The 19,904-nt window shown below is 73.5% G+C and carries 20 protein-coding genes; 11 read left to right on the plus strand and 9 right to left on the minus strand.

Translation table 11 applies throughout. The features are described from left to right. Nucleotides 1-156 precede the first annotated feature (156 nt). The 6 genes from ACGFX4_RS02405 (at nucleotide 157) to ACGFX4_RS02430 (ending at nucleotide 7,291) form a co-directional block, all read left to right on the plus strand. Nucleotides 157-1,044, plus strand: a complete 888-nt coding sequence (locus ACGFX4_RS02405) for an FAD binding domain-containing protein (protein WP_393069536.1) — start codon at nucleotides 157-159, stop codon at nucleotides 1,042-1,044. Continuing rightward, nucleotides 1,041-1,529 carry a (2Fe-2S)-binding protein gene (locus tag ACGFX4_RS02410; protein ID WP_393069538.1) on the plus strand — a complete coding sequence of 163 codons (489 nt, stop codon included), beginning with the start codon at nucleotides 1,041-1,043 and terminating at the stop codon, nucleotides 1,527-1,529. The genes ACGFX4_RS02405 and ACGFX4_RS02410 overlap by 4 nt, the downstream gene beginning before the upstream one ends. After that, entirely contained in the window at nucleotides 1,526-3,886 is a 2,361-nt protein-coding gene (gene pucD / locus ACGFX4_RS02415; protein WP_393069540.1) for a xanthine dehydrogenase subunit D, read from the plus strand. The genes ACGFX4_RS02410 and pucD overlap by 4 nt, the downstream gene beginning before the upstream one ends. A gap of 216 nt (nucleotides 3,887-4,102) precedes the next feature. Then, nucleotides 4,103-5,584 (plus strand): NCS2 family permease, encoded by a 1,482-nt coding sequence (locus ACGFX4_RS02420; protein WP_393069541.1) that lies wholly within the window; start codon nucleotides 4,103-4,105, stop codon nucleotides 5,582-5,584. Between the two features lie 89 nt (nucleotides 5,585-5,673). Beyond that, nucleotides 5,674-6,873, plus strand: coding sequence for an XdhC family protein (locus ACGFX4_RS02425; protein ID WP_393069543.1), 1,200 nt, complete (start codon nucleotides 5,674-5,676; stop codon nucleotides 6,871-6,873). A 127-nt stretch (nucleotides 6,874-7,000) separates the two neighbouring features. After that, complete coding sequence (locus tag ACGFX4_RS02430) at nucleotides 7,001-7,291, plus strand: hypothetical protein (RefSeq protein ID WP_393069544.1); 291 nt, start codon at nucleotides 7,001-7,003, stop codon at nucleotides 7,289-7,291. A gap of 82 nt (nucleotides 7,292-7,373) precedes the next feature. Here ACGFX4_RS02430 and ACGFX4_RS02435 read toward each other — a convergent pair whose 3' ends face one another. The 4 genes from ACGFX4_RS02435 to ACGFX4_RS02450 all read right to left on the minus strand — a co-directional run bounded on the left by ACGFX4_RS02435 (nucleotide 7,374) and on the right by ACGFX4_RS02450 (nucleotide 9,667). Continuing rightward, complete coding sequence (locus tag ACGFX4_RS02435) at nucleotides 7,374-7,832, minus strand: DUF5709 domain-containing protein (protein ID WP_393069545.1); 459 nt, start codon at nucleotides 7,830-7,832, stop codon at nucleotides 7,374-7,376. Nucleotides 7,833-7,923: 91 nt separating this feature from the next. Beyond that, entirely contained in the window at nucleotides 7,924-8,331 is a 408-nt protein-coding gene (locus ACGFX4_RS02440; protein ID WP_393069546.1) for a hypothetical protein, read from the minus strand. Then, nucleotides 8,331-8,753 (minus strand): hypothetical protein, encoded by a 423-nt coding sequence (locus ACGFX4_RS02445; protein ID WP_393069548.1) that lies wholly within the window; start codon nucleotides 8,751-8,753, stop codon nucleotides 8,331-8,333. Before ACGFX4_RS02445 ends, ACGFX4_RS02440 begins: the two co-directional genes overlap by 1 nt. 65 nt (nucleotides 8,754-8,818) lie before the next feature. Continuing rightward, nucleotides 8,819-9,667 (minus strand): DUF3626 domain-containing protein, encoded by an 849-nt coding sequence (locus tag ACGFX4_RS02450; protein WP_393069550.1) that lies wholly within the window; start codon nucleotides 9,665-9,667, stop codon nucleotides 8,819-8,821. Nucleotides 9,668-9,775: 108 nt separating this feature from the next. Between ACGFX4_RS02450 and ACGFX4_RS02455 the strand changes: the two genes are divergently transcribed. Together ACGFX4_RS02455 and ACGFX4_RS02460 are read left to right on the plus strand one after the other, a co-directional pair. Then, complete coding sequence (locus ACGFX4_RS02455; protein WP_393069551.1) at nucleotides 9,776-10,330, plus strand: chloramphenicol phosphotransferase CPT family protein; 555 nt, start codon at nucleotides 9,776-9,778, stop codon at nucleotides 10,328-10,330. Then, the gene (locus tag ACGFX4_RS02460) at nucleotides 10,317-11,222 is read left to right on the plus strand and encodes a protein kinase family protein (protein WP_393069552.1); all 906 of its coding nucleotides are present in this window, start codon (nucleotides 10,317-10,319) and stop codon (nucleotides 11,220-11,222) included. The genes ACGFX4_RS02455 and ACGFX4_RS02460 overlap by 14 nt, the downstream gene beginning before the upstream one ends. Here ACGFX4_RS02460 and ACGFX4_RS02465 read toward each other — a convergent pair. The 4 genes from ACGFX4_RS02465 to ACGFX4_RS02480 all read right to left on the minus strand — a co-directional run bounded on the left by ACGFX4_RS02465 (nucleotide 11,209) and on the right by ACGFX4_RS02480 (nucleotide 15,910). Further along, complete coding sequence (locus tag ACGFX4_RS02465) at nucleotides 11,209-12,927, minus strand: SDR family oxidoreductase (protein ID WP_393069554.1); 1,719 nt, start codon at nucleotides 12,925-12,927, stop codon at nucleotides 11,209-11,211. The genes ACGFX4_RS02460 and ACGFX4_RS02465 overlap by 14 nt on opposite strands. Further along, nucleotides 12,924-13,787 (minus strand): M24 family metallopeptidase, encoded by an 864-nt coding sequence (locus ACGFX4_RS02470; RefSeq protein ID WP_345699905.1) that lies wholly within the window; start codon nucleotides 13,785-13,787, stop codon nucleotides 12,924-12,926. Before ACGFX4_RS02470 ends, ACGFX4_RS02465 begins: the two co-directional genes overlap by 4 nt. A gap of 3 nt (nucleotides 13,788-13,790) precedes the next feature. Then, the gene (locus tag ACGFX4_RS02475; RefSeq protein ID WP_393069556.1) at nucleotides 13,791-14,876 is read right to left on the minus strand and encodes a PDR/VanB family oxidoreductase; all 1,086 of its coding nucleotides are present in this window, start codon (nucleotides 14,874-14,876) and stop codon (nucleotides 13,791-13,793) included. A gap of 140 nt (nucleotides 14,877-15,016) precedes the next feature. Further along, complete coding sequence (locus ACGFX4_RS02480; RefSeq protein ID WP_393069557.1) at nucleotides 15,017-15,910, minus strand: metal-dependent hydrolase; 894 nt, start codon at nucleotides 15,908-15,910, stop codon at nucleotides 15,017-15,019. 129 nt (nucleotides 15,911-16,039) lie between these two features. Here ACGFX4_RS02480 and ACGFX4_RS02485 point away from each other — a divergent pair, with 129 nt between their 5' ends. Both ACGFX4_RS02485 and ACGFX4_RS02490 read left to right on the plus strand, forming a co-directional pair. Continuing rightward, nucleotides 16,040-16,681, plus strand: coding sequence for a pyridoxal 5'-phosphate synthase (locus ACGFX4_RS02485; protein ID WP_393069559.1), 642 nt, complete (start codon nucleotides 16,040-16,042; stop codon nucleotides 16,679-16,681). Nucleotides 16,682-16,737: 56 nt separating this feature from the next. Further along, complete coding sequence (locus ACGFX4_RS02490; RefSeq protein WP_393069560.1) at nucleotides 16,738-17,448, plus strand: hypothetical protein; 711 nt, start codon at nucleotides 16,738-16,740, stop codon at nucleotides 17,446-17,448. Nucleotide 17,449: 1 nt separating this feature from the next. Here the strand turns inward: ACGFX4_RS02490 and ACGFX4_RS02495 are convergent, their stop codons facing one another. Next, a complete protein-coding gene (locus tag ACGFX4_RS02495; RefSeq protein WP_393069562.1) occupies nucleotides 17,450-18,229 on the minus strand; it encodes an IclR family transcriptional regulator in 780 nt (259 codons plus the stop codon). Nucleotides 18,230-18,411: 182 nt separating this feature from the next. On the opposite strand from ACGFX4_RS02495, the gene ACGFX4_RS02500 reads away from it, so the two are divergent. Continuing rightward, entirely contained in the window at nucleotides 18,412-19,797 is a 1,386-nt protein-coding gene (locus ACGFX4_RS02500) for a DUF4241 domain-containing protein (RefSeq protein WP_393069564.1), read from the plus strand. The last annotated feature ends 107 nt before the right edge of the window (nucleotides 19,798-19,904 follow it).

A 19,904-nucleotide genomic window follows, 5' to 3' on the forward strand; every position in this document is an offset into this window, starting at 1 on the left:
TGGGCCCGGTCACAGCGGTTCACTGGCCACAAGCCGCCGGACACACCCCGGTGACCAGGACTCAACGCCGAGGCAACGAGGTGGTTGCACAGTCCGAACACCGACACCGGGCAACGTGCCCCCTGTCCGGCAGGCCACGACTTGAGGAGACACCGCATGGAGTTCCTTCGGCCCGCAACGTGGGACGAGGCGCTCGCGGCGAAGGCTGAGTACCCGACCGCGCTGCCGATCTCGGGCGGCACGGACGTCATGGTCGAGATGAATTTCGACGTGCACCGGCCATCCGCGATTCTCGACCTGAACCGCATCCCCGAGCTCCGCGAGTGGGCGATCGACGGGGATGTGGTGAAGCTCGGCGCCTCGGTGCCGTACACCCGCATCATCGACGAGCTGTCCGAGCAGCTGCCCGGCCTGGCCAAGGCCGCGCACACGGTCGGCTCCCCGCAGATCCGCAACCGCGGCAGCGTGGGCGGCAACCTGGGCGGCGCGTCGCCGGCCGGTGACGCGCACCCGGCGCTGCTGGCCGCGGGCCGGGACGTGTTCGTGGAGGCGGCCTCGGTGCGCGGCACCCGGCTGATCCCGATCGACGAGTTCTACGTCGGCGTGAAGCGCAACAGCCTGGAGGCCGACGAGCTGATCAAGGCCGTGCACATCCCGGTCGCCGACGGCCCGCAGCAGTTCTCCAAGATCGGCACCCGCAACGCGATGGTGATCGCGGTGTGCGCCTTCGGCTTCGCCCTGCACCCCAAGAACGGCACCGTCGGCACCGGTATCGGCTCGGCCGCCCCCACGCCGCGCCGCGCCGTGGAGGCCGAGGAGTACCTGCAGGGCGTGCTCGCCGAGCGCGGCCTGTGGGAGTCCGGCGCCCTGATCCCCGCCGACGTCACCCGGCAGTTCGGCGAGCTGGTGAAGGCCGCGGCCTCCCCGATCGACGACGTCCGCGGCACCGCCGACTACCGCCGGCACACCCTGGCCGTGATGGCCCGCCGCACCCTCACCTGGTGTTGGAACGACTACAGCAAGCAGATCAGGAGCGCGGCATGAGGATCACCTTCACCGCCAACGGCAAGCCCGTCGAGGCGGACGACGTCTGGGAGGGCGAGAGCCTGCTCTACGTGCTCCGCGAGCGGGTGGGCCTGCCGGGCTCCAAGAACGCCTGCGAGCAGGGCGAGTGCGGCTCCTGCACGGTCTACCTCGACGGCACCCCGGTCTGCTCCTGCCTGGTCGCGGCCGGCCAGGTGCAGGACCGCGAGGTGCGCACCGTCGAGGGCCTGACCGACGAGAACGGCGAGCTGGGCCTCGTCCAGCAGGCCTTCGTCGACGCCGGCGCCGTGCAGTGCGGCTTCTGCACCCCCGGCCTGCTGGTGCAGACCGACGCCCTGCTGGAGAAGGACGACCAGCCGAGCGACAACGACATCCGCGAGGCGCTGTCGGGCAACCTGTGCCGCTGCACCGGCTACGAGAAGATCATGGACGCGGTGCGGCTCGCCTCCGCCCGCAAGTGCGCGGGTAAGGGGCATGGGGAATGAGCACCCGGACGATCGCGGGTCAGAAGAACCTGCAGAACATCAACCAGGCGTCGAAGGACGGTATCGGCGGCTCCCCGCTGCGCCCCGACGGCACCCTGAAGGTGAAGGGCGAGTTCGCGTACTCGTCCGACATGTGGCACGAGGACATGCTCTGGGGCATGGCGCTGCGCTCGCCGCACCCCCGCGCCAACATCCTCTCGGTGGACATCTCCGAGGCGCTCAAGCTGCCCGGCGTGTACGCCGTGCTCACCCACCAGGACATCCCGGGCTCCAAGTTCTACGGCCTGGAGATCAAGGACCAGCCGGCCCTGGCGATCGACAAGGTCCGCTACCACGGTGAGCCGATCGCGCTGGTCGCGGCCGACCACCCGGAGACGGCCCGCCGCGCGGTGAAGAAGATCAAGGTCGAGTACGAGGTGCTCACCCCGATCGTCACCGAGGAGCAGTGCCTCGACCCCGAGACCCACGGCTACGTGCACGAGCCGCACGAGTTCAAGTCGCACGGCTACGGCAACATCTGCCACGAGCAGAAGCTGGTCTCCGGCCTCGGCGTCACCGACGAGGTCCGCGCGCTGGCCGACGTGATCGTCTCCGGCGAGTACGAGGTCGGCATGCAGGACCAGGCCTTCCTCGGCCCGGAGTCCGGCCTGGCGGTGCCCGCCGAGGACGGCGGCATCGACCTCTACATCGCCACCCAGTGGCTGCACGTGGACCGCGAGCAGATGGCCCCGGTGCTCGGCCTGCCCGAGGAGAAGGTCCGGCTGACCCTCGCGGGCGTCGGCGGCGCCTTCGGCGGCCGCGAGGACATCTCGATGCAGATCCACGCCTGCCTGCTGGCCCAGCACACCGGCAAGCCGGTCAAGATCGTCTACGCCCGGGACGAGTCCTTCTTCGGCCACGTGCACCGCCACCCGGCGAAGATGCACTACGAGCACGGCGCCACCCGCGACGGCAAGCTGGTCTTCGCGGACTGCCGGATCGTGCTGGACGGCGGCGCGTACGCCTCGGCCTCCCCCGCGGTGGTCGGCAACGCGGCCTCCCTCGGCCACGGCCCGTACGTCATCCCGAACGTGAAGATGCACGCCATCGCGCTGTACTCCAACAACCCGTCGTGCGGCGCGATGCGCGGCTTCGGCGCGGTGCAGGCCGCCTTCGGCTACGAGTCGCAGATGGACAAGCTCGCCGCCGAGCTGGGCATGGACCCGGTCGAGCTGCGCCAGCTGAACGCGATGGCGGAGGGCGACCACATGCCCACCGGCCAGCGGATCGACTCGCCGGCCCCGGTCGCCGAGCTGCTGCAGCGGGTCAAGGACATGCCGCTGCCCCCGCCGCTGGACCTGGAGAACCTGGACATCCGCGCCGTGCCCGGCGCGCTGTCCAACACCTCGCACGGCGAGGGCATCGTCCGCGGCGTCGGCTACTCGGTCGGCATCAAGAACGTCGGCTTCTCCGAGGGCTTCGACGACTACTCCACCGCTCGGGTCCGGCTGGAGGTGATCGGCGGCGAGCCGGTCGCCATGGTGCACACCGCGATGGCCGAGGTCGGCCAGGGCGGCGTCACCGTGCACGCCCAGATCGCCCGCACCGAGCTCGGCGTCGAGCAGGTCACCATCCACCCGGCCAACACCGAGGTCGGCTCGGCCGGCTCCACCTCCGCCTCACGCCAGACGTACATGACCGGTGGCGCGGTGAAGCTCGCCGCCGAGGCGGTGAAGCTGGCGCTGATCACCAAGGGCCGCCGGCGCTACGGCTGGACCCAGAACGACATCGACCTGGTGGGCGGCAAGGTCGTCTCCGAGGCCGACGGCGTCCTGGTCGCCATGGTCGACCTGCTCGGCGACGAGGCGATCGACCTGACCCGGGAGCACCACCACCGCCCGACCCAGCCGTTCGACAAGGAGACCGGACAGGGCTTCGGCCACGTCCAGTACACCTTCTGCGCCAACCGCGCGGTGGTTGACGTGGACGTCGAGCTGGGCCTGGTCAAGGTGGTCGAGCTGACCGCCGTCCAGGACGTCGGCAAGGCGCTCAACCCGCTCTCCGTGGTCGGCCAGATCCAGGGCGGCTGCACCCAGGCCCTGGGCCTCGCGGTGATGGAGGAGATCATCGTCAAGGACGGGAAGGTACGCAACGCGTCCTTCACCGACTACCTGATCCCCACCATCCTGGACACCCCGCCGATCCCGGTGGAGATCCTCGAACTCCCGGACCCGAACGCGCCGTACGGCCTGCGCGGTGTCGGCGAGGCCCCCACCGTCTCCGCCACGCCGTCCATCGTGGCCGCCATCCGGCAGGCGACCGGCATCGCGCTCAACCGGATCCCGGTCCGGCCCGAGCACCTCACCGGAACCCTCTAGAAACGTCCCCGGGGCGGCGGACCGTCTTCCCCCGCCGCCCCGGGGCAGCACCACCCACGCATGAAACCCACCCACGCACCGAACCGCTGCCTCTCCCTCGCCGGGGCTCTGCAGCGGTGCACCCCAGTGAGTCGAACAGTCCCCCTGCGCCTCTTCCATGACTGGCACCCAGGTCGGCTCGCCCACCCCAATCCCCTTTGAACCTTGGGAGTGGACATGACCCGGATCTCCACGGAGCCCGGCCCCACCGATGAAGCACCCGCCGACGACGACGCCCTCACGCAGTCGCCGGCCACCCCGCCGAAGAACAAGCTGGACGCGTACTTCAAGATCTCCGCACGCGGCTCCACCTTCGGCAACGAGCTCCGCGGTGGTCTCACCACCTTCATGGCGATGGCGTACATCGTCCTGCTCAACCCGATCATCCTCAGCGGCGCCGATGTCACAGGCGTCAAGCTCGACCACGCCCAGCTGACCACCGCGACCGCACTGGCCGCCGCCGTCACCACCATCCTGATGGGTGTGATCGGCAACGTGCCGCTGGCGGTCGCCGCCGGCCTCTCGGTCTCCGGCGCGATCTCCGCCCTGGTCGTACCGCACACCACCTGGGCACAGGCCTTCGGTCTCTGCGTCATCTACGGTCTGCTGATCGTGCTGCTGGTGGTCTCCGGACTGCGCGAGAAGATCATGAACGGCATCCCGCTGCCGCTCAAGCACGCCATCACCATCGGCATCGGCCTGTTCGTCGCGATCATCGGCTTCTACAAGGCCGGCTTCGTGCACACCGGCGGCCCGACGCCGCTCTCGCTCGGCCCGTTCGGCGAGCTGGAGGGCTGGCCGGTCCTGATCTTCTGCGTCACCCTGCTGACCATCTTCGTGCTGCTGGCCCGCAACGTCCGCGGCGCGATCCTGATCGGCATCGCGGCCGGCACCGTGATCGCCGTGATCGTCCACCAGGTGGCCGGCCTGGACGCCAAGGCCTGGGGCGGCTCCGCCCCGGTGTGGCCCGGCTCCCCGGTCTCCGCCCCCGACTTCGGCCTCTTCGGCGACATCGACCTGTTCGGCGCCTTCGGCTCCAAGGGCCTCGGCGCGATCTCCGCCTCGGTGGCCGTCTTCACCCTGGTCCTGGCCGGCTTCTTCGACGCGATGGCCACCATCATCGGCGTCGGCACCGAGGCGGGCCTGGCCGACAAGCAGGGCCGGATGCCCGGCCTGTCCAAGGCGCTGTTCATCGACGGTGCCGGCGGCGCGATCGGCGGTGTGGCGGGCGCGTCCGGCCAGACCGTGTTCGTCGAGTCCGCGACCGGCGTCGGCGACGGCGCCCGCACCGGCCTCGCCTCCACCGTCACCGGTGGCGTCTTCGCCCTGATGCTGTTCTTCTCGCCGGTCGCCGCCGTCGTCCCGGTCCAGGTCGCCTCGGCCGCCCTGGTCGTCATCGGCTCCATGATGATGAGCCAGGCCCGGCACATCGACTGGTCCGACCGCGAGATCGCCATCCCCGCCTTCCTCACCTGCGTCCTGATGCCGTTCACCTACAGCATCACCGCGGGCGTGGCCGCCGGTGTCATCTCGTACACCGTCATCAAGGCCGGCACCGGCAAGTGGCGCGAGCCCGGTCCGCTGATGTGGATCCTCACCGGGGTCTTCGTGGTCTACTTCGCCCTCGTCCCGATCAAGTCCTGGCTCGGCGTGCACTAGCCGCCCGCCGGCCGCGGTACCGGAGTCCTGGCTCCGGTACCGCGGCACCACCCGTTTCCCGTGCACTATTGGTTGGTAGGGAGCACACCGTGCAAGACATCGCCGAGCAGTTGCAGGCCTGGCACGCCGCCGGGCGCGCCTTCGCCGTGGCCACGGTCGTCGGCGTCTCCGGCAGTGCCCCCCGCGACCCCGGCGCCGCCCTCGCCGTCGACTCCGAGGGCGAGGCGATCGGCTCCGTCTCCGGCGGCTGCGTCGAAGGCGCGGTGTACGAGCTCTGCCAGGCCGCGATCCTCAGCGGCGAGCCCGTCCTGGAGCGCTTCGGCTACAGCGACGAGGACGCCTTCGCGGTCGGCCTCACCTGCGGCGGCATCCTCGACGTCTTCGTCCAGCCGATCGTGCCCGGCGCCGACCCCGGTCTGGACGCCGGCATCGCCTACATCGCCTCCGGCACCCCCGTCGCCCTCGCCCGGATCGTCGACGGACCCGCCGCCCTGCTCGGCGCCACCGTCGCCGTCACCGCCGACACCCACCACGGCGCGCTCTCCCCCGCCCCCTCCACCGTGGCCCCGCTCGAACGCGCGGTGGTCGCCGAGGCCCGCGCCATGCTCGACGCCGGCCGCACCGGCCGGCTCGTCCTCGGCCTCGACGGCCGCCCCTGCGACGACTCCGACCAGGGCACCGTCACCGTCTTCGTCGAGTCGTACGTGCCCGCGCCCCGGATGATCGTCTTCGGCGCCATCGACTTCGCCGCCGCCGTCGTCCGGATCGGCAAGTTCCTCGGCTACCGCGTCACCGTCTGCGACGCCCGCCCCGTCTTCGCCACCGCCCGGCGCTTCCCCGACGCCGACGAGGTCGTCGTCGACTGGCCGCACCGCTACCTCGACTCCCAGCTCGACCGGATCGACGGCCGCACCGTCCTGTGCGTCCTCACCCACGACGCCAAGTTCGACATCCCGCTGCTGGAGCGGGCGCTGCGGCTGCCCGTCGGGTACGTCGGCGCGATGGGCTCGCGCAAGACCCACCTCGACCGCAACACCCGCCTGCGCGAGGTCGGACTCACCGGCGCCGAGATCGCCCGCCTGCGCTCCCCCATCGGCCTCGACCTCGGCGCCCGCACCCCCGAAGAGACCGCCGTCTCCGTCGCCGCCGAGATCGTCGCCCACCGCCGCGGCGGCTCCTGCCTCCCGCTCTCCGCCGGTGACGGCCCCATCCACCACGACCTCGCCCGCCCCGCCGAGACCCCCGCCCCGGCCACCGCCGAGGCCCGTGTCTCCGTGCACGCCGCCTGAACCCGCACGTCGCCCGAACTCGCACACCCCCCGGGGCTGCGGGACGCTGGTCCTCCAGGACCGGCCGCCCCGCGGCCCCGTCCGCGTCGTCGGCCCGGCACCGTCCCGTACGGTCAGGAGATCCGCGATGCGCATGATGATCCACGGCGAAATGGACACCGCGACGTCCAACCAGCTGCTCGCCACCGGCAAGGTTCCCGAGATCATGGGCAAGGTCATGGACGCCCTCAAGCCCGAGGCCGCCTACTTCTACCCCTTCGGCGGCCGCCGCGCCTTCACCCTCGTCTGCGACCTCGGCCAGGAGTCCGACCTGGTCGCCCTGGTCGAACCCTTCTGGGCCGAACTGGGCGCCGACGTCACCGTCACCCCCTGCATGACCGCCGACGAACTCCGGGCCGGCCTCGCCGCGCTCTCCTGACTGCGCCTGCTGACAACGGTCACCGCGCACCGTGCGCGGTGACCGTTGTCGCGCCGAGGGGCGGGCGCCGGACGCCCGCCCCTCAGAGGCTCTGGGTCTCGGGGTCGTCGACGGTGTGCATCGCGGCCTCCTCTGCGGTGGCCGCGCCGCCGGAGATGCCGACGTCCCGGGCGACGGTGTCGCTGCGAGCACCGTCGACGACGGTGAGCCGCCCGGTGCGGGCCTCGCCGGCCTCGGGGTCCACCGGCTCCGCGTCGGTGCCGGAGGTGTCGCCGATGCCGTCCCCGTCGGGCGTCGAGACGTCGGGAAGCTCCTGGGCGAGCCGCTGGTCGAGACTCTCACCGGCACGCTGCTCGGCGGCGGTGGTGCCGTAGCGGTTCACGGCGAGCGGGCGCTCCGGGGGCGCGTAGCCCTCGTCGAGCGCGGACTCCAGCCCCCGATCGTCCAGGGTGTCCTCCGGCTCCAGCGGTCCGATGTCGTCCTGCACCTCGGAGCCGTCCGGCTGGTACACCTCGTCGCCCATCAGTTGATCGTCGGCCATGTGTCCAGGTTCCCAGGGGACGGCCCGGTCCGCATGCGTAGCGGCTCCACCTCGGTCGGTACGGCAGTGCGCAGCGCGCCCACGGCCGCCGTCAGCGGCCCCCGTCGACCGGTGCGACGCCGATCGGGAGGCCCTCGCGGAGGATGCGCCAGAGCCAGCCGAGGCAGGCGCCGGTCAGCAGGGGCAGCGTGTAGGTCAGGAGGTCGAGCAGGAGCAGCGTGGCCGGGAGCCGGACGGCGCCCAGGCCGGCCGCTGCGGCGCCGGACTCGATCCAGAAGACCGCGACGAGCACGGGGGCGGTGATCCCGCCGGCCGCCACGGCGAGGACCCGCCAGGCGCGGGCCTGGCCCAGCGCGGTACCGACCGCGGCGGTCAGCACGGCGGGGATCAGCGGGGACTCCCACCAGGGCCCCGGGACCACGGCGCAGAGCGCGGCCAGGCCCAGCCACCACAGGGCGGTCGGCCAGGCCCAGCCGGGCGCCGGCTGCTCGGGGCGCATCAGTGGCTCCCCGCGGTACGGCCGGCGTGGACCCTGCGGACGGTCGAGACCGCGAACGCGCCCACCGAGAGCGGGAGGACGCCGAAGAACAGGCCGAGGTAGGCCGCGACGAAGGTGGCCAGCGGAAGGGCAACCCCATCGCCGTCGAGGTCGGCGAGGAGGACACCGACCACCGGGCAGCTGCCGAGCGCCCCGGCGACCGCGGCGAGGAAGGCCGGCCAGGCGCGCCGGTACGCGAGGGCCCCGCCGAGCACGAGGGCGGGCAGCGAGGTGAGCAGCAGCATGCTGTCCGTCTCCAGCTCGCCGGTGGGGTCGGGGCGGCCGAGCAGGTGCGGCGGGGTCGGGCTCAGCATCCACAGGGCGATCCAGGCCGCGACGCAGGCCCAGGCCCAGCGTGGCGGGTCCGTGTCCGTACGCTCCATGCCCGTCGCCCCCGTGGTCGGCCATCACTCGTGCGGGATCATCATGGCAGAGGTTTTGAACGCGTTCAACATGCCTCGGCGCGGCCGAAGCGGGCGAGGTAGTGCCAGACCTTCTTGACCGCCTGCGGGTCGTGGTCGGTGGTGGCGAGCAGGCCGGGGTGGAGGTGGCCGTCGGCGGCGAGGGCACGGCCGATGGCGACGTACTCGGGGCCGCGGTAGTCGGGGTGGCGGGCGAGCTCGGCGACCGGGAGGCGGTAGCCCGGGTGCCACTCGAGCGGGCAGCCCAGCTTCCGGGCGGCCGCCTCGATCGGGGTGCCCCGGAAGCAGGGGTCGAGGACCAGCGCCTCGACGTGGTCGGCGAGCACGACCGGGCCGTGGACCTGGGCCTCGATGTAGTCGTCGAGCGCGTCCTGGTCGTCCGCCTCGGCGAGGGCGATCAGGGTGGTGCCGGTGGCGGCGGTGGCCAGGTCGGCGGGTTCGAGCCAGCTGTCCGGGTAGCAGAAGGTGGCGCGGTCCAGAGTGTCGGCGGTGAGCCGGAAGTACGCGGAGCCGAACCGCGGAGCCGCGCCGTACGGGCTGCGCCGGAAGTCGAGGGCGCCGTACACCGGCCGCTCGGCGTCCGGCGCGCGGTCGTACGCGCCGCCGAAGATCCGACTCTCCCAGCGCCAGCGGTCGCCGCCCGGGTGGGCGGTGAGGCCGCCGTTGCTGGTGCCGGTGACGAACTGGGAGCGGTAGGCGCCGTCCTCGGCCATCGCCTCCAGGATCGGGCGGCCCGCGAAGACGCGGTCGGGGTGGAAGTTGAGGGTGATCCGCAGGGCCGGGTCGAGCGGGCCGCCGGCGGAGTGGGTGGCGACGTGGCGCAGCGCGGCCTGCGCTGCGGGCGAAGTGGGCGTGGCGGGCGTGGGCGGCGTCATGGCCGGGATTCTGCCGGAACGAACGACCCCGGTGCGCCCGGGTTTTCGGCGGTCGGCGATGATCGGACGTACCGGAACCGGGGACACGAGGGACACCAGGGGGTGCCGATGGGCGGCGGGCTGATCATCTTTCTGAACGGGACGTCGAGTTCGGGGAAGTCCAGCGTGGCCCGGGAGTTGCTGGCGACGCTGGACGGCGCCTCGTTCCACCTCCCGGTGGACGCGTTCCACGCGATGCGGTCCAAGCAGGGGTACACCGAGGCGGAGCTGCCCCAGGTGCTGCGGCGCACCTGGATGGGCTTCCACCGGGCGGTCGCGGGGATGGCCGCGGCCGGCAACACGGTGGTCGTGGACCACCTGTTCAGCGAGGAGTGGCGGCTGGCGGACTGCCTGGAGCTGTTCCCCGCCGAGGACGTGGTCCTGGTCGGGGTGCGCTGCCCGCTGCCGGAACTGGAACGCCGCGAGCGCGAGCGCGGGGACCGCCCGCAGGGGCTGGCGGCGCGACAGCTCGAGCCGGTGCACGCGCACGGCGAGTACGACGTGGAGGTGGACACCTCGGTGCTCTCCCCCGCCGAATGCGCGCGCCGGATCAAGGAGTTCCTGCCGGACCGGCCGCGCCCGACGGCCTTCGAGCGCTTGCGGGCCGGGCATGCCCGCGGTTGAGCGGGCGCTCGCCGACAGCTCGGACGCCGAGCTGCGCGCGAGCGTCGCGCACCTCACCGGCGCCGGCATCGGCGGCACCTCCGGGCGGCTGGAGGCGGGCGGGACACCGGTGTTCGTGAAGCTGGTGCCGCTGACCGCGGTGGAGCTGCGCCCCGAGCACCGGTACTCCACCGCGAACCTCTTCGGCCTGCCGCCGCAGTTCCACTACGGCATCGGCAGCCCGGGCTTCGGCGCATGGCGGGAGCTGGCGGCGCACCGGCTGGTCGACGGGTGGGTGCGCTCGGGGGCGACCGAGGCCTTCCCGCTGCTGTACCACTGGCGGGTGCTGGACGGCTTCGAGGCCGGCCTGCCCCCCGAACTCGCCGACGTGGAGCGGACCGTGGCGTACTGGGACGGTTCGCCCGCGGTCCGCGGACGGATCACCGCACTGGGCCGGGCGACCGCCCGGCTGGCGCTGTTCCTGGAGTGGTTCCCGAGCACGCTGGAGCAGGAGTTCGGCGACCCGGAGGAGGTCGAGCGACAGCTGCTGGCCGGCGTGGAGTTCATGAACACCCGCGGACTGCTGCACTTCGACGCACACTTCGGCAACGTGCTCACCGACGGGCGGCGACTGGCCTTCACCGACTTCGGGATGGCCACCCACGACGGCTTCGAACTCTCGCCTTCCGAGCGGGAGTTCGTTGCCGAGCGAGCGGCGTACGACCGTGACTGCGTCGGCTACCGGCTGGTGCAGCACCTGGAGGGGAGAAGTGGCGGGCGGCCGAGGGGCATCGTCGGCTCGGCCGCCGCTGTCCTGCTGCGCCACGCCGAACGGGCTCGCGTGACGGGCGAGTTCTACCGGCGGGTGCAGCAGGAGTCGAGGACCGTCAGGTATCCGGTCAGCCCGCGTTGATCTGGGCGGCGCGGCGCAGCAGGCCGGGGCTGATCCGGCCGAGCAGCCGGGCCGCCTTCGCCTCGACGGTGACCGGGACGACGGGCTTGCCGGTGCGGACCGCGCGGACGATCTCGGCCGCGACCTTCTCCGGCGGGAAGCCCCGGCGGGCGTACATCTTGGAGACCTTGGCCTGCTTGGCGGCCTGTTCGGCGTCGGAGAGGCCGGAGAAGGTGGAGGTCCGGGTGATGTTGGTGTTGACGATGCCGGGGCAGATGGTGGAGACGCCGATCCGGTGCGGGGCGAGTTCGGCGCGCAGGCAGTCGGAGAGCATGTAGACGGCGGCCTTGGAGGTGGCGTACGCGGCGAGCACCTTGGACGGCAGGTAGGCGGCGGCCGAGGCGAGGTTGACGATGTGTCCGCCCTCGCCGCGCTCCACCATCAGGTTGCCGAAGGCCCGGCAGCCGTGGATGACGCCCCACAGGTTGACGTCCAGGACGCGCTGCCACTCCTTCTCGGTGGTCTGCAGGAAGGTCCCGGAGTGGCCGATGCCCGCGTTGTTGACCACCACGTCGGGGACGCCGTGGGCGGCCGCGACGGCGGCGGCGAAGGCGTCCACGGCCGAGCCGTCGCTGACGTCGACCCGGTAGGCGTACGCGGAGGCGCCGGTGAGCATGCACAGTTCGGCGGTGCGTTCGGCGGACGGCAGGTCGAGGTCGCAGACCACGACCCGGGCGCCCTGCTCGGCGAAGGCGAGCGCGGTGGACCGGCCGATGCCGCTGCCGGCGCCGGTGACCACGACCAGTTGGCCGCTGTCCGGCGGGGCGATGCTCTCGCCGGCGGCGGTGCGGGTGGTGAAGTCGCGGACCATGCCGGCGACCGTGGCGCCCTTCTCCAGCAGCGCCGACCAGTGGGTGGCGTCCACGCTGCGCCGGGTGAGCCGGGGCACCCAGCGCTCCAGCCCCTCGGAGAGGAAGTCGGAGACGTAGTGGTCGCGGCGCAGCGTGATCAGCTGGACCGGGACCTCGGTGTGCCGTTCGCGCGGCCGGCGCAGGGTGGGCCGCATGTTGGCGCGGTAGAGCTCGATGCCGCGGACGGCGTCCTGGGTGAGGCTGGGCTGCGGGTGGCCGGGGCGCGGGGTGACCGCCTCCAGGTCGCGCAGGATCCGCGGCCACGCGCGGCCGAGCCACAGCCGCCAGGTGGCGGGGGCGAGGACGGGCAGCTGGAAGGCGGCGATGTACCAGGAGTGCAGGCCCTGGACGGCGAGTTGGCGCAGGTGCCGGGGGGTGGGGCGGCGCAGCCGGTGGCGGATCCAGTGGCCCATGTGGTCCAGGCACGGGCCGGACATGGTGGTGTAGGAGGCGATCCGGTGGTGGGCGCCGGGCGCGGTGACCGCCTCCCAGGACTGCACCGAGCCCCAGTCGTGGGCGACCACGTGGACGGGCGCGTCCGGGCTGACCGCGTCGGCCACCGCGAACAGGTCGGCGCCGAGCAGCTCCAGCCGGTACTCGTCGCGGGCGAGCGGGATGCCGGAGGCGCCCGCGCCGCGCACGTCGTAGCGGACCACGTGGTGGTCGGCGGCGAGGTCGGCGGCGACGTCGTCCCACACCGCGTGGGTGTCGGGGTAGCCGTGCACCAGGACGACGGTCGGGTTGGCCGGGTCGCCCTGCTCGTAGACGGCCAGCGGCAGCCCGTTGGAGTGGACGGTGCGGCGGGCGAGCGTCATGCGGTGGCCTCCTGGGCAGTGGTCCAGCGCCGCACGTGCGGCAGGTCGTCGTCGAGCCAGAAGGCGTCGTCCTCGGTGACCACCAGCAGCTCCTCGAACTTGATGCCCACCTCGCGGAAGCCGATGTGCGGCTCCACCGCCCACAGGCCCGGGGTGGGGGCGTGGCGGGACGCCCGGCCGTCCGCCCACAGCGGCGAACGTCCGTGCAGCCGCTCGCTGATCAGCTCGCGGCCGAGCGTCTGGAGTGTACGCACGCCGAAGCCGAACAGGTTGACGCCGGCCGGGCCTCGCGCGGTCGTCCGGGTCACCTGGTGGCCGATCACCCGGCCCGGGTACACCTGGTGCCGGTTGTCGTAGCCGTGCGCGGCGATCTGGGCGTCGACCGCGGCGTACACCTCGTTCAGCGGCTTGCGGGCGCGCACCTCGCGCAGGATCAGCTCCCGGTACACCCGCAGGTCCTGGGCGAGCCGGTCCCACACCGGGTTCTCGCCGACCTTGCCGCCGTAGCCGATGTCGGCGGTGTAGCCGTCGACCACCGGCGCGCAGTCCAGCACGTACGGCATGCCCTCCGCCAGCTTGCGGCTGCCGGCGAAGAACTGCAGCGGGGTGTGGAAGTGGCGGAACGCGGTGCGGTCGCCGAACCACGCGAACGGGACGTGGAAGAAGTCCTGCACCCCCGCCCGGACCAGGCAGCGGCGCAGCTCGGCGGTCGCCTGGCGCTCGGTGACACCCGGTTCGATCCAGGCGGCGACCTGCTCGGCGCAGTGGTACGCCAGCTGCTGGGTCTCCCGGAAGCGGGCCAGGTCGCGGTCGTCGAACGGGAAGGCGGGGAGGGCGGTGGAGCCCTTGGTCGGGCGCATGGGTCAGACCTCCAGGACGAGGGTCCCGCCCTCGGCGGCGCGGGAGACGCAGGGCAGGATCTCGCCGGCGGCCTTCTCCTCGTCGGTGAGCCGGCGGTCGCGGTGCTCGGGGGTGCCGGACAGGACCTTCAGCCGGCAGGTGCCGCAGAAGCCCTGGTGGCAGGAGTACGCAAGGTCCGGGCGGGCCTCCAGGGCGACGTCGAGCGCCGACCGGTCCGCCGGGACCGGCAGTTCGGGGCCGTCCGCGCCGAGGCGCAGGGTGAACGGGCGGCCGTCGACGATCGGCGCGGCGCCGAAGCGCTCGAAGTGGAGGGAGGCGGCGGGGGACGCGTCGAACGCCCGCTGGACGGCGGCGAGCATCGGCGCCGGGCCGCACACGTAGACGGCCGCGCCGCGCGGGGCGCGGGCGAGCAGCTCGGCGGCGTCCGGGGTGCCGTGCACGTCGTCGGTGCGCAGCTCCACCCGGTTCGGGTCGAGGGCGCGCAGCTCGGCGGTGAACGGGAGGGACGAGGCGGAGCGGCCGGTGTGGACCAACTGCCAGTCCAGGCCCGCATGCTGGGCGGCGCGGGCCATCGGCAGCAGCGGGGTGATGCCGATGCCGCCCGCCAGGAAGAGGACCTTGGAGTCGCCGCAGAACGCGAAGCCGTTGCGCGGACGGCGCACGCTCAGCCGGACACCGACGTGCAGCTCGTCGTGGACCTCGACGGAACCGCCGCCGCCGTCCGCCACCCGGCGCACCGCGACACGGTACGAGAAGCGGTCGGCGGGGTCGCCGCAGAGCGAGTAGTGGCGCCTGCGGCCCGAGGGGAGGGTGAGGAGGAGGCGGGCGCCGGGCTGCCACGGCGGCAGCGGCGTGCCGGCCGGGTCGGCGAGGCGCAGCTCGACCACGTCCTCGGCGACCGGCCGGTGGGCGATCACCACCAGGCTCAGCGGGGCGGTGGGGCGGGTCTGCGGGCGGCGGGGGCTGCGCCGCAACCCGGGCCGGCCCAGCGCGGGGCTGTACCAGTCGCCGAACGCGGTCAGCCGCTCGAAGAACCGGTCGGCCCGGGGACGCCCGTACAGATCGGGGGGTGGAGTGGACAGATCCATGGGGGAACCAATCAGGCGCTCGGAGGCCGACCCCGGGGGCGGCGAAGGTACGTGAAAAGGTGAGGCACGGGGGTGGGGAAGAGGAGTGCACGCCCCGAGGGCCGGCGTCGCGGTTCCCCTAGCCCCTGGGTTCGTGCGTCCTAATGCCCTGCAGACGCGCGCGCCGCGGGCGAGGTGGCGAGGTAGGCGAGGGCCTGGCTGGAGGAGCCCTCCTTGGTGGGGTGGTAGCCGGGGAGGAAGTACCGCAGGGCGCTGCGGAACATCCGGGTCGGCTCGGGGAGGAGGCCGCGGCGGGCGATCTGCTGGGCCTCGCGCCAGGTGGGCCGGACGGAGCCCTTGAGGGTGGGGTCGGCGGCGAGCATGAAGCGGGTGCCGCGGACCCAGAGGTGGACCAGGAGCGGCCCGGAGACGAGCATGCCGCGCAGCCGCCGCAGGTACCCGGGGTCGAGGTGGACCATCAGGTCGAACGCGACGCTGCGGTGCTCGACCTCCTCCGCGCCGTGCCAGCGCAGCAGGTCGAGCATGGTGGGGTCGGCCTCGGCGCGGTCCAGGCCGGGCGAGTTGAGCGCCCAGTTGCCGAGGAAGGCGGTGAAGTGCTCGATCGCGGCGACGAAGGCGACCCGCTCGATGATGTTCTCGCGGCGCTGGGCGGCGGTCAGTCCGGGCTTGTCGCCGAGGACGCGGCGGAACAGCCAGCTGATCTGCCGGACGTACGGCCGCGGGTCGAGGCCCTGGGCGAGCAGGTGGTCGAGGACCTCCTGGTGGGCCTCGGCGTGGATGGCCTCCTGGCCGATGAAGCCGAGCACCTCCTCGCGCAGCTGCTCGTCGGTGATCATCGGCAGCGCGTCCTTGAAGACCTTGACGAACCAGCGCTCGCCCTCGGGGAGGAGCAGGTGCAGCACGTTGATGGTGTGGGTGGCCATCGGCTCGTCGGGGATCCAGTGGAGCGGCAGCGCGGACCAGTCGAACTGCACGTCGCGCGGCTCCAGGACCAGGCTGTCGTGGACGGCGGCGGGCTCGGCTTGCCGGGGCATGGGGGTGCCTCCTGACCTACGGGTTGACGAGGGCGTATCCGCAAACTACTCGCGGGTACCGGGGTGGACAAGGGTTTCGACCAACCTTATCGACAACAAGTCTAATAAGCCGCCGACTAGCATGCGGGCATGAGCGAGGAACTGGTCCGGGAGCTGATCGCCCGCCCGCCGATGGTCCGCGAGCTGCCCGGCTTCGACGCCGAGCGGGCCCCCGAGGAGCCGGCCCCGCTGTTCGTGGAGTGGCTGCGCGGGGCGCTGGCGGCGGACGTGCCGGACGCCCAGGTGGTGACCCTCTCCACGGTCGACGCGGAGGGGATGCCGGACGCCCGGGTGCTGGTGCTGCGGGACGTCGACCCGGCCCGGTCCGGCTGGGTGTTCTGGGCGGACGCGGACAGCCCCAAGGGCCGCCAGCTGGCCGCCGATCCGCGGGCCGCGATGACCGTGTACTGGCCGCAGCTGGGCCGGCAGGTCCGGGTCCGGGGCACCGTGCGCGCCGTCCCGGCGCCCGCCGCGCTGACCCGCTCCCCCGGCGCCCGGGCCGCCTCGCTGGTGGGCCGGCAGAGCGAGCCGCTCGGCTCCGCCGCGGAGTACGACGCGGCCTTCACCGCCGCGCTCGCCGCCGGCCCCGCCCTCCCGGTGTCCGGGCACACGGTCTACACCCTGGAGGCCGCGACCGTGGAGTTCTGGCAGGGCGACCCGTCGCGCCGGCACGTCCGGCTGCGGTACGAGCGCTCCGCCGCCGGGTGGAGCCGCACACTGCTCTGGCCGTGACCGGCGATTCACCGGAATTGGACTGGACCATCCTCGTCGAGCGCTAGCATGCGGGCGTGACGCCCACCGAAATGCCGCCGTCGCCCGGCTGGTTGAGCCCCTCGCGCCGGACGGGCCTGGTCCTGCTCTCCCTGTGGCTCGCCGCCACCGGCTGGGCCTTCGGCACCGCCCTGACCGCGCTCACCGGCGCCGACCGCGGCATCCTGGCGCCGATGTGCGCCCTGCCGTGGCTGCTCGGCTGCATCGGGTGGGCGGCGACCGCCCGCGGCTCCGACGACCCGAGCCCGCTGCCGGTGGTCGGCGCGGGCGCCTCGATCCTCGCCGCCCTCGGGATCGCGCTGCCCGGGGTCGCGCTCGGCGCCGGGACACCGCTGCCCCTGGCCGGCGCCGCGGTCCTGGCCGGCCTGGTCCCGCTCGCGGTCCGCCGGACGGTGCGCGAGCGGGCCGGCGACCTGGCGCGGGTCGCCGCGGCGCGCGAGCACGAGCGGCGGATCCAGGAGGAGGGGATCACCGCCCGGGCCACCGTGACCGGGCTGTCCGGCCCCGGCCTGGTGGACGACGAGGGACGCTCCTGGGCCGAGGTCGACCTGGGCTGGACCGATGCGTCGGGCATCGAGCGGGCGGCCCGGATCCGGCTCTCCTTCCCCGCCTACGACCCGCCCCGGCGCGGCGGCACGGCGACCGTCCGCTACCTGCCGGACGACCCGCTGGACGTCCGCGCCGAACTGCACCCCGACGGGGTGCCGCAGGACGCGCGGCCGGAGTAGGTCACACCGCCATCGCGAGCATCAGCGGTGCCGCCCGCAGCGCCAGCAGCTCGGCGGCGGAGCGCAGCCGGTGCAGCTCGGTGACGGGCAGCGAGGTGGCCAGGCAGCCGACCGTGGAGCCGGCGCTGACCGGGACGGCGGCGCAGACCGTGCCGAGCGCGTACTCCTGCAGGTCGAGCACCGGGACGGTGGCGGGCTGGCGCTCCAGACGGTGCATCAGCTGGTCGGTGTCGGTGATGGTGCGGGAGGTCAGCCGGGCGATCGGGTGCCGGGAGAGGTGGTCGCGGCGGCCGTCGTGGTCGAGCTGGCCGAGCAGGCACTTGCCGATCGCGCTGGCGTGGGCGGTGGCCCGGAAGTCCACCCACTCCTCGACGGCGGGCGCGTAGTCGGCCTCGGAGACCGCCTCCACGGTCAGCTCGCCGTCGTGGTAGCGGGTGAAGTACACGGCGGCGCCGAGCTCGTCGCGCAGTTCGGCGAGCCGGAGCTGCATCCGGGCGCGGACCATCGGCTCCCGGCTCTGCTGCCCGAGCAGGGCGAACGCGCCGCCGGGCACCCAGGCGCCGTCCGCGAACGCCAGGTAGCCCTCCATCTCCAGCTCCTCGGCGATCCGCTGCACCACGGTCTGCGGCAGCGAGAGCTCGCGCGCCAGCTCGGCGAGGGCCGCGCCGCCCGGCCGCCGGTCGACCGCCTCCAACAGTCGCAGCGCCCGCCGCAACACCCCGAACGGGCCCGTGCCGCCCCCGCCCAGGGTGGCGTGCTGGTCCCGACTCAACGCCGACATGGCATCGCCCTCCCGTCTCGCCCAGCGATCCTTCCAGCCTAGCCACGCCACCCGCCGGCCGTACCGGTTATTCCCGCAGGTGGCCACTCCCCCTTGACTGGCATATGCCAGCCATCGGGCTGTCGGGGGTGCCCGCTACGGTGGCGCCCGTTGGTTCACGGAACACCACCGAGGAGGGCGGCATGGCCGCGGCACCCGACGGCACCCCGGAAGTCCGCCACTGCGAGGGGTGGGATCCCGAACGGCGCGCGCCGTACGGCGCCCTGACCGAGCGCGAGGCCCGCGAGCGGGACGCGACGGGGCTGCCGTACGCGGCGGTGCTGAGCCGGGGCGGGCAGGCCGCGGCCCTGTTCCAGGTCGACTGGAGCGAGGGCTACCTGGGGGTCTTCCTGTTCGACCACCGGGCCCGCCGTCACCGGATCTACGAGTACCGCCAGTTGGAGCCCGGCCGGCTGCACCTGCGGCGCTTCCGGGAGTGGCTGTACGAGACGGACACCGAGCCGGAGGAGCCGGAGGATTTTGAGGACGGGAGGTTCTTCGAGCTGACCGCGGACCTCGAAGGCCGCAGCGCGCTGCAGCTGACCGGCGACGGTTCCTTCCACACCTCCGGGTCCGTGCCGCCCGAGCACCTGGTCGCGGCCAAGGCCCCGTTCGGGCGGTGGACGGCGTACGTGGACGGGCCGATGCTCGGCCTCGCCGCCGGGGCACCCGCCCCGGTCGTCGTCGAGGAGGCCGGGATGCCCGCCGACGGGCCCGGCTGGGCCGCACCCCGGGCGCTGCGGCCGAACTGGCTGGAGGCGCTGTTCACCCCCGGCAGCCGGTTCGCCGTCCCGGACGAGCCGGCGGTGACCGTCGTCGAGCCCGAGCCGATGGGGACGCTGCGGCTGCCCACCGGCGCCCTGGTCGTCGGCGACCCGGGATTCCTCGACGAGAAGGCCGAGCCGTACACCGTGACCGCCCCACCGGGCGCGTACCCGCTCTCCCTCGGACTGGTCCAACGGGACGGCGAGCGATGGTCCTCCGGAGCCGCCGCCCTGCTGCGGATCAGCGACCGGCCGGCCGCGTCCTGGGAGCTCGCCCTGCTGCCCGGCCAGGACGCCAGGCTGCTCGGCGAGGACGAGTTCCACGGCGCCGGCGTGGACACCGCCACCCTGGCCTTCGCGGACGCCGCCGCCCGGCCCGCCCTGGAGGAGCTCGGCGCCGCCGCCCTGGAGCACCCGTGGTCGTTCCTGATCGACGAGCCCCGCACGTACCCCGACCTGGCCGACCCGGTCAGCGGCGCCAACCTGATCGCCTGCCTCACCTCCGGCGACGGCAACTACCCGGTGTGGATCGGACGCGACGCCGACGGCGCGGTGACCTGCTTCGTCGCCGACCTGCTGCAACTGCGCGGCGCCGAGCCGCTGCCGCCCACCGAGCAGTCCGCCGCCGTGGTCCGCTCGCCGTTCCACGGGACGGCCGACGGCCGGCGCGAGGAGCCGACCGCCGCCCCGTCGGCGCGGGCCGACTTCCTCGCCCGGGAACTGGCGGAGCTGACCGCTCTCCGGGACCGGGTCAGCCGGCGGTAGGGCCGGGAACGCCAACGGGCCCCTCCCCACTGCCCAGGGGGAGGGGCCCGCCGGACGCCGGGTTTCGTGCCCCGGCGGCCGGTGAGGGTTGGTTCGGATGACGTCAG

The sequence above is a fragment of the Kitasatospora sp. NPDC048365 genome (genome assembly GCF_043200835.1).
GTDB lineage: Bacteria > Actinomycetota > Actinomycetes > Streptomycetales > Streptomycetaceae > Kitasatospora > Kitasatospora terrestris.

Coding starts and splice junctions, on each gene's coding strand:
- ACGFX4_RS02405 (WP_393069536.1), top strand. CDS start 157: ATGGAGTTCCTTCGGCCCGCAACGTGGGACGAGGCGCTCGCGGCGAAG.
- ACGFX4_RS02410 (WP_393069538.1), top strand. CDS start 1,041: ATGAGGATCACCTTCACCGCCAACGGCAAGCCCGTCGAGGCGGACGAC.
- pucD (WP_393069540.1), top strand. CDS start 1,526: ATGAGCACCCGGACGATCGCGGGTCAGAAGAACCTGCAGAACATCAAC.
- ACGFX4_RS02420 (WP_393069541.1), top strand. CDS start 4,103: ATGACCCGGATCTCCACGGAGCCCGGCCCCACCGATGAAGCACCCGCC.
- ACGFX4_RS02430 (WP_393069544.1), top strand. CDS start 7,001: ATGCGCATGATGATCCACGGCGAAATGGACACCGCGACGTCCAACCAG.
- ACGFX4_RS02435 (WP_393069545.1), bottom strand. CDS start 7,832: ATGGCCGACGATCAACTGATGGGCGACGAGGTGTACCAGCCGGACGGC.
- ACGFX4_RS02440 (WP_393069546.1), bottom strand. CDS start 8,331: ATGCGCCCCGAGCAGCCGGCGCCCGGCTGGGCCTGGCCGACCGCCCTG.
- ACGFX4_RS02445 (WP_393069548.1), bottom strand. CDS start 8,753: ATGGAGCGTACGGACACGGACCCGCCACGCTGGGCCTGGGCCTGCGTC.
- ACGFX4_RS02450 (WP_393069550.1), bottom strand. CDS start 9,667: ATGACGCCGCCCACGCCCGCCACGCCCACTTCGCCCGCAGCGCAGGCC.
- ACGFX4_RS02455 (WP_393069551.1), top strand. CDS start 9,776: ATGGGCGGCGGGCTGATCATCTTTCTGAACGGGACGTCGAGTTCGGGG.
- ACGFX4_RS02460 (WP_393069552.1), top strand. CDS start 10,317: ATGCCCGCGGTTGAGCGGGCGCTCGCCGACAGCTCGGACGCCGAGCTG.
- ACGFX4_RS02465 (WP_393069554.1), bottom strand. CDS start 12,927: ATGACGCTCGCCCGCCGCACCGTCCACTCCAACGGGCTGCCGCTGGCC.
- ACGFX4_RS02470 (WP_345699905.1), bottom strand. CDS start 13,787: ATGCGCCCGACCAAGGGCTCCACCGCCCTCCCCGCCTTCCCGTTCGAC.
- ACGFX4_RS02475 (WP_393069556.1), bottom strand. CDS start 14,876: ATGGATCTGTCCACTCCACCCCCCGATCTGTACGGGCGTCCCCGGGCC.
- ACGFX4_RS02480 (WP_393069557.1), bottom strand. CDS start 15,910: ATGCCCCGGCAAGCCGAGCCCGCCGCCGTCCACGACAGCCTGGTCCTG.
- ACGFX4_RS02485 (WP_393069559.1), top strand. CDS start 16,040: ATGAGCGAGGAACTGGTCCGGGAGCTGATCGCCCGCCCGCCGATGGTC.
- ACGFX4_RS02495 (WP_393069562.1), bottom strand. CDS start 18,229: ATGTCGGCGTTGAGTCGGGACCAGCACGCCACCCTGGGCGGGGGCGGC.
- ACGFX4_RS02500 (WP_393069564.1), top strand. CDS start 18,412: ATGGCCGCGGCACCCGACGGCACCCCGGAAGTCCGCCACTGCGAGGGG.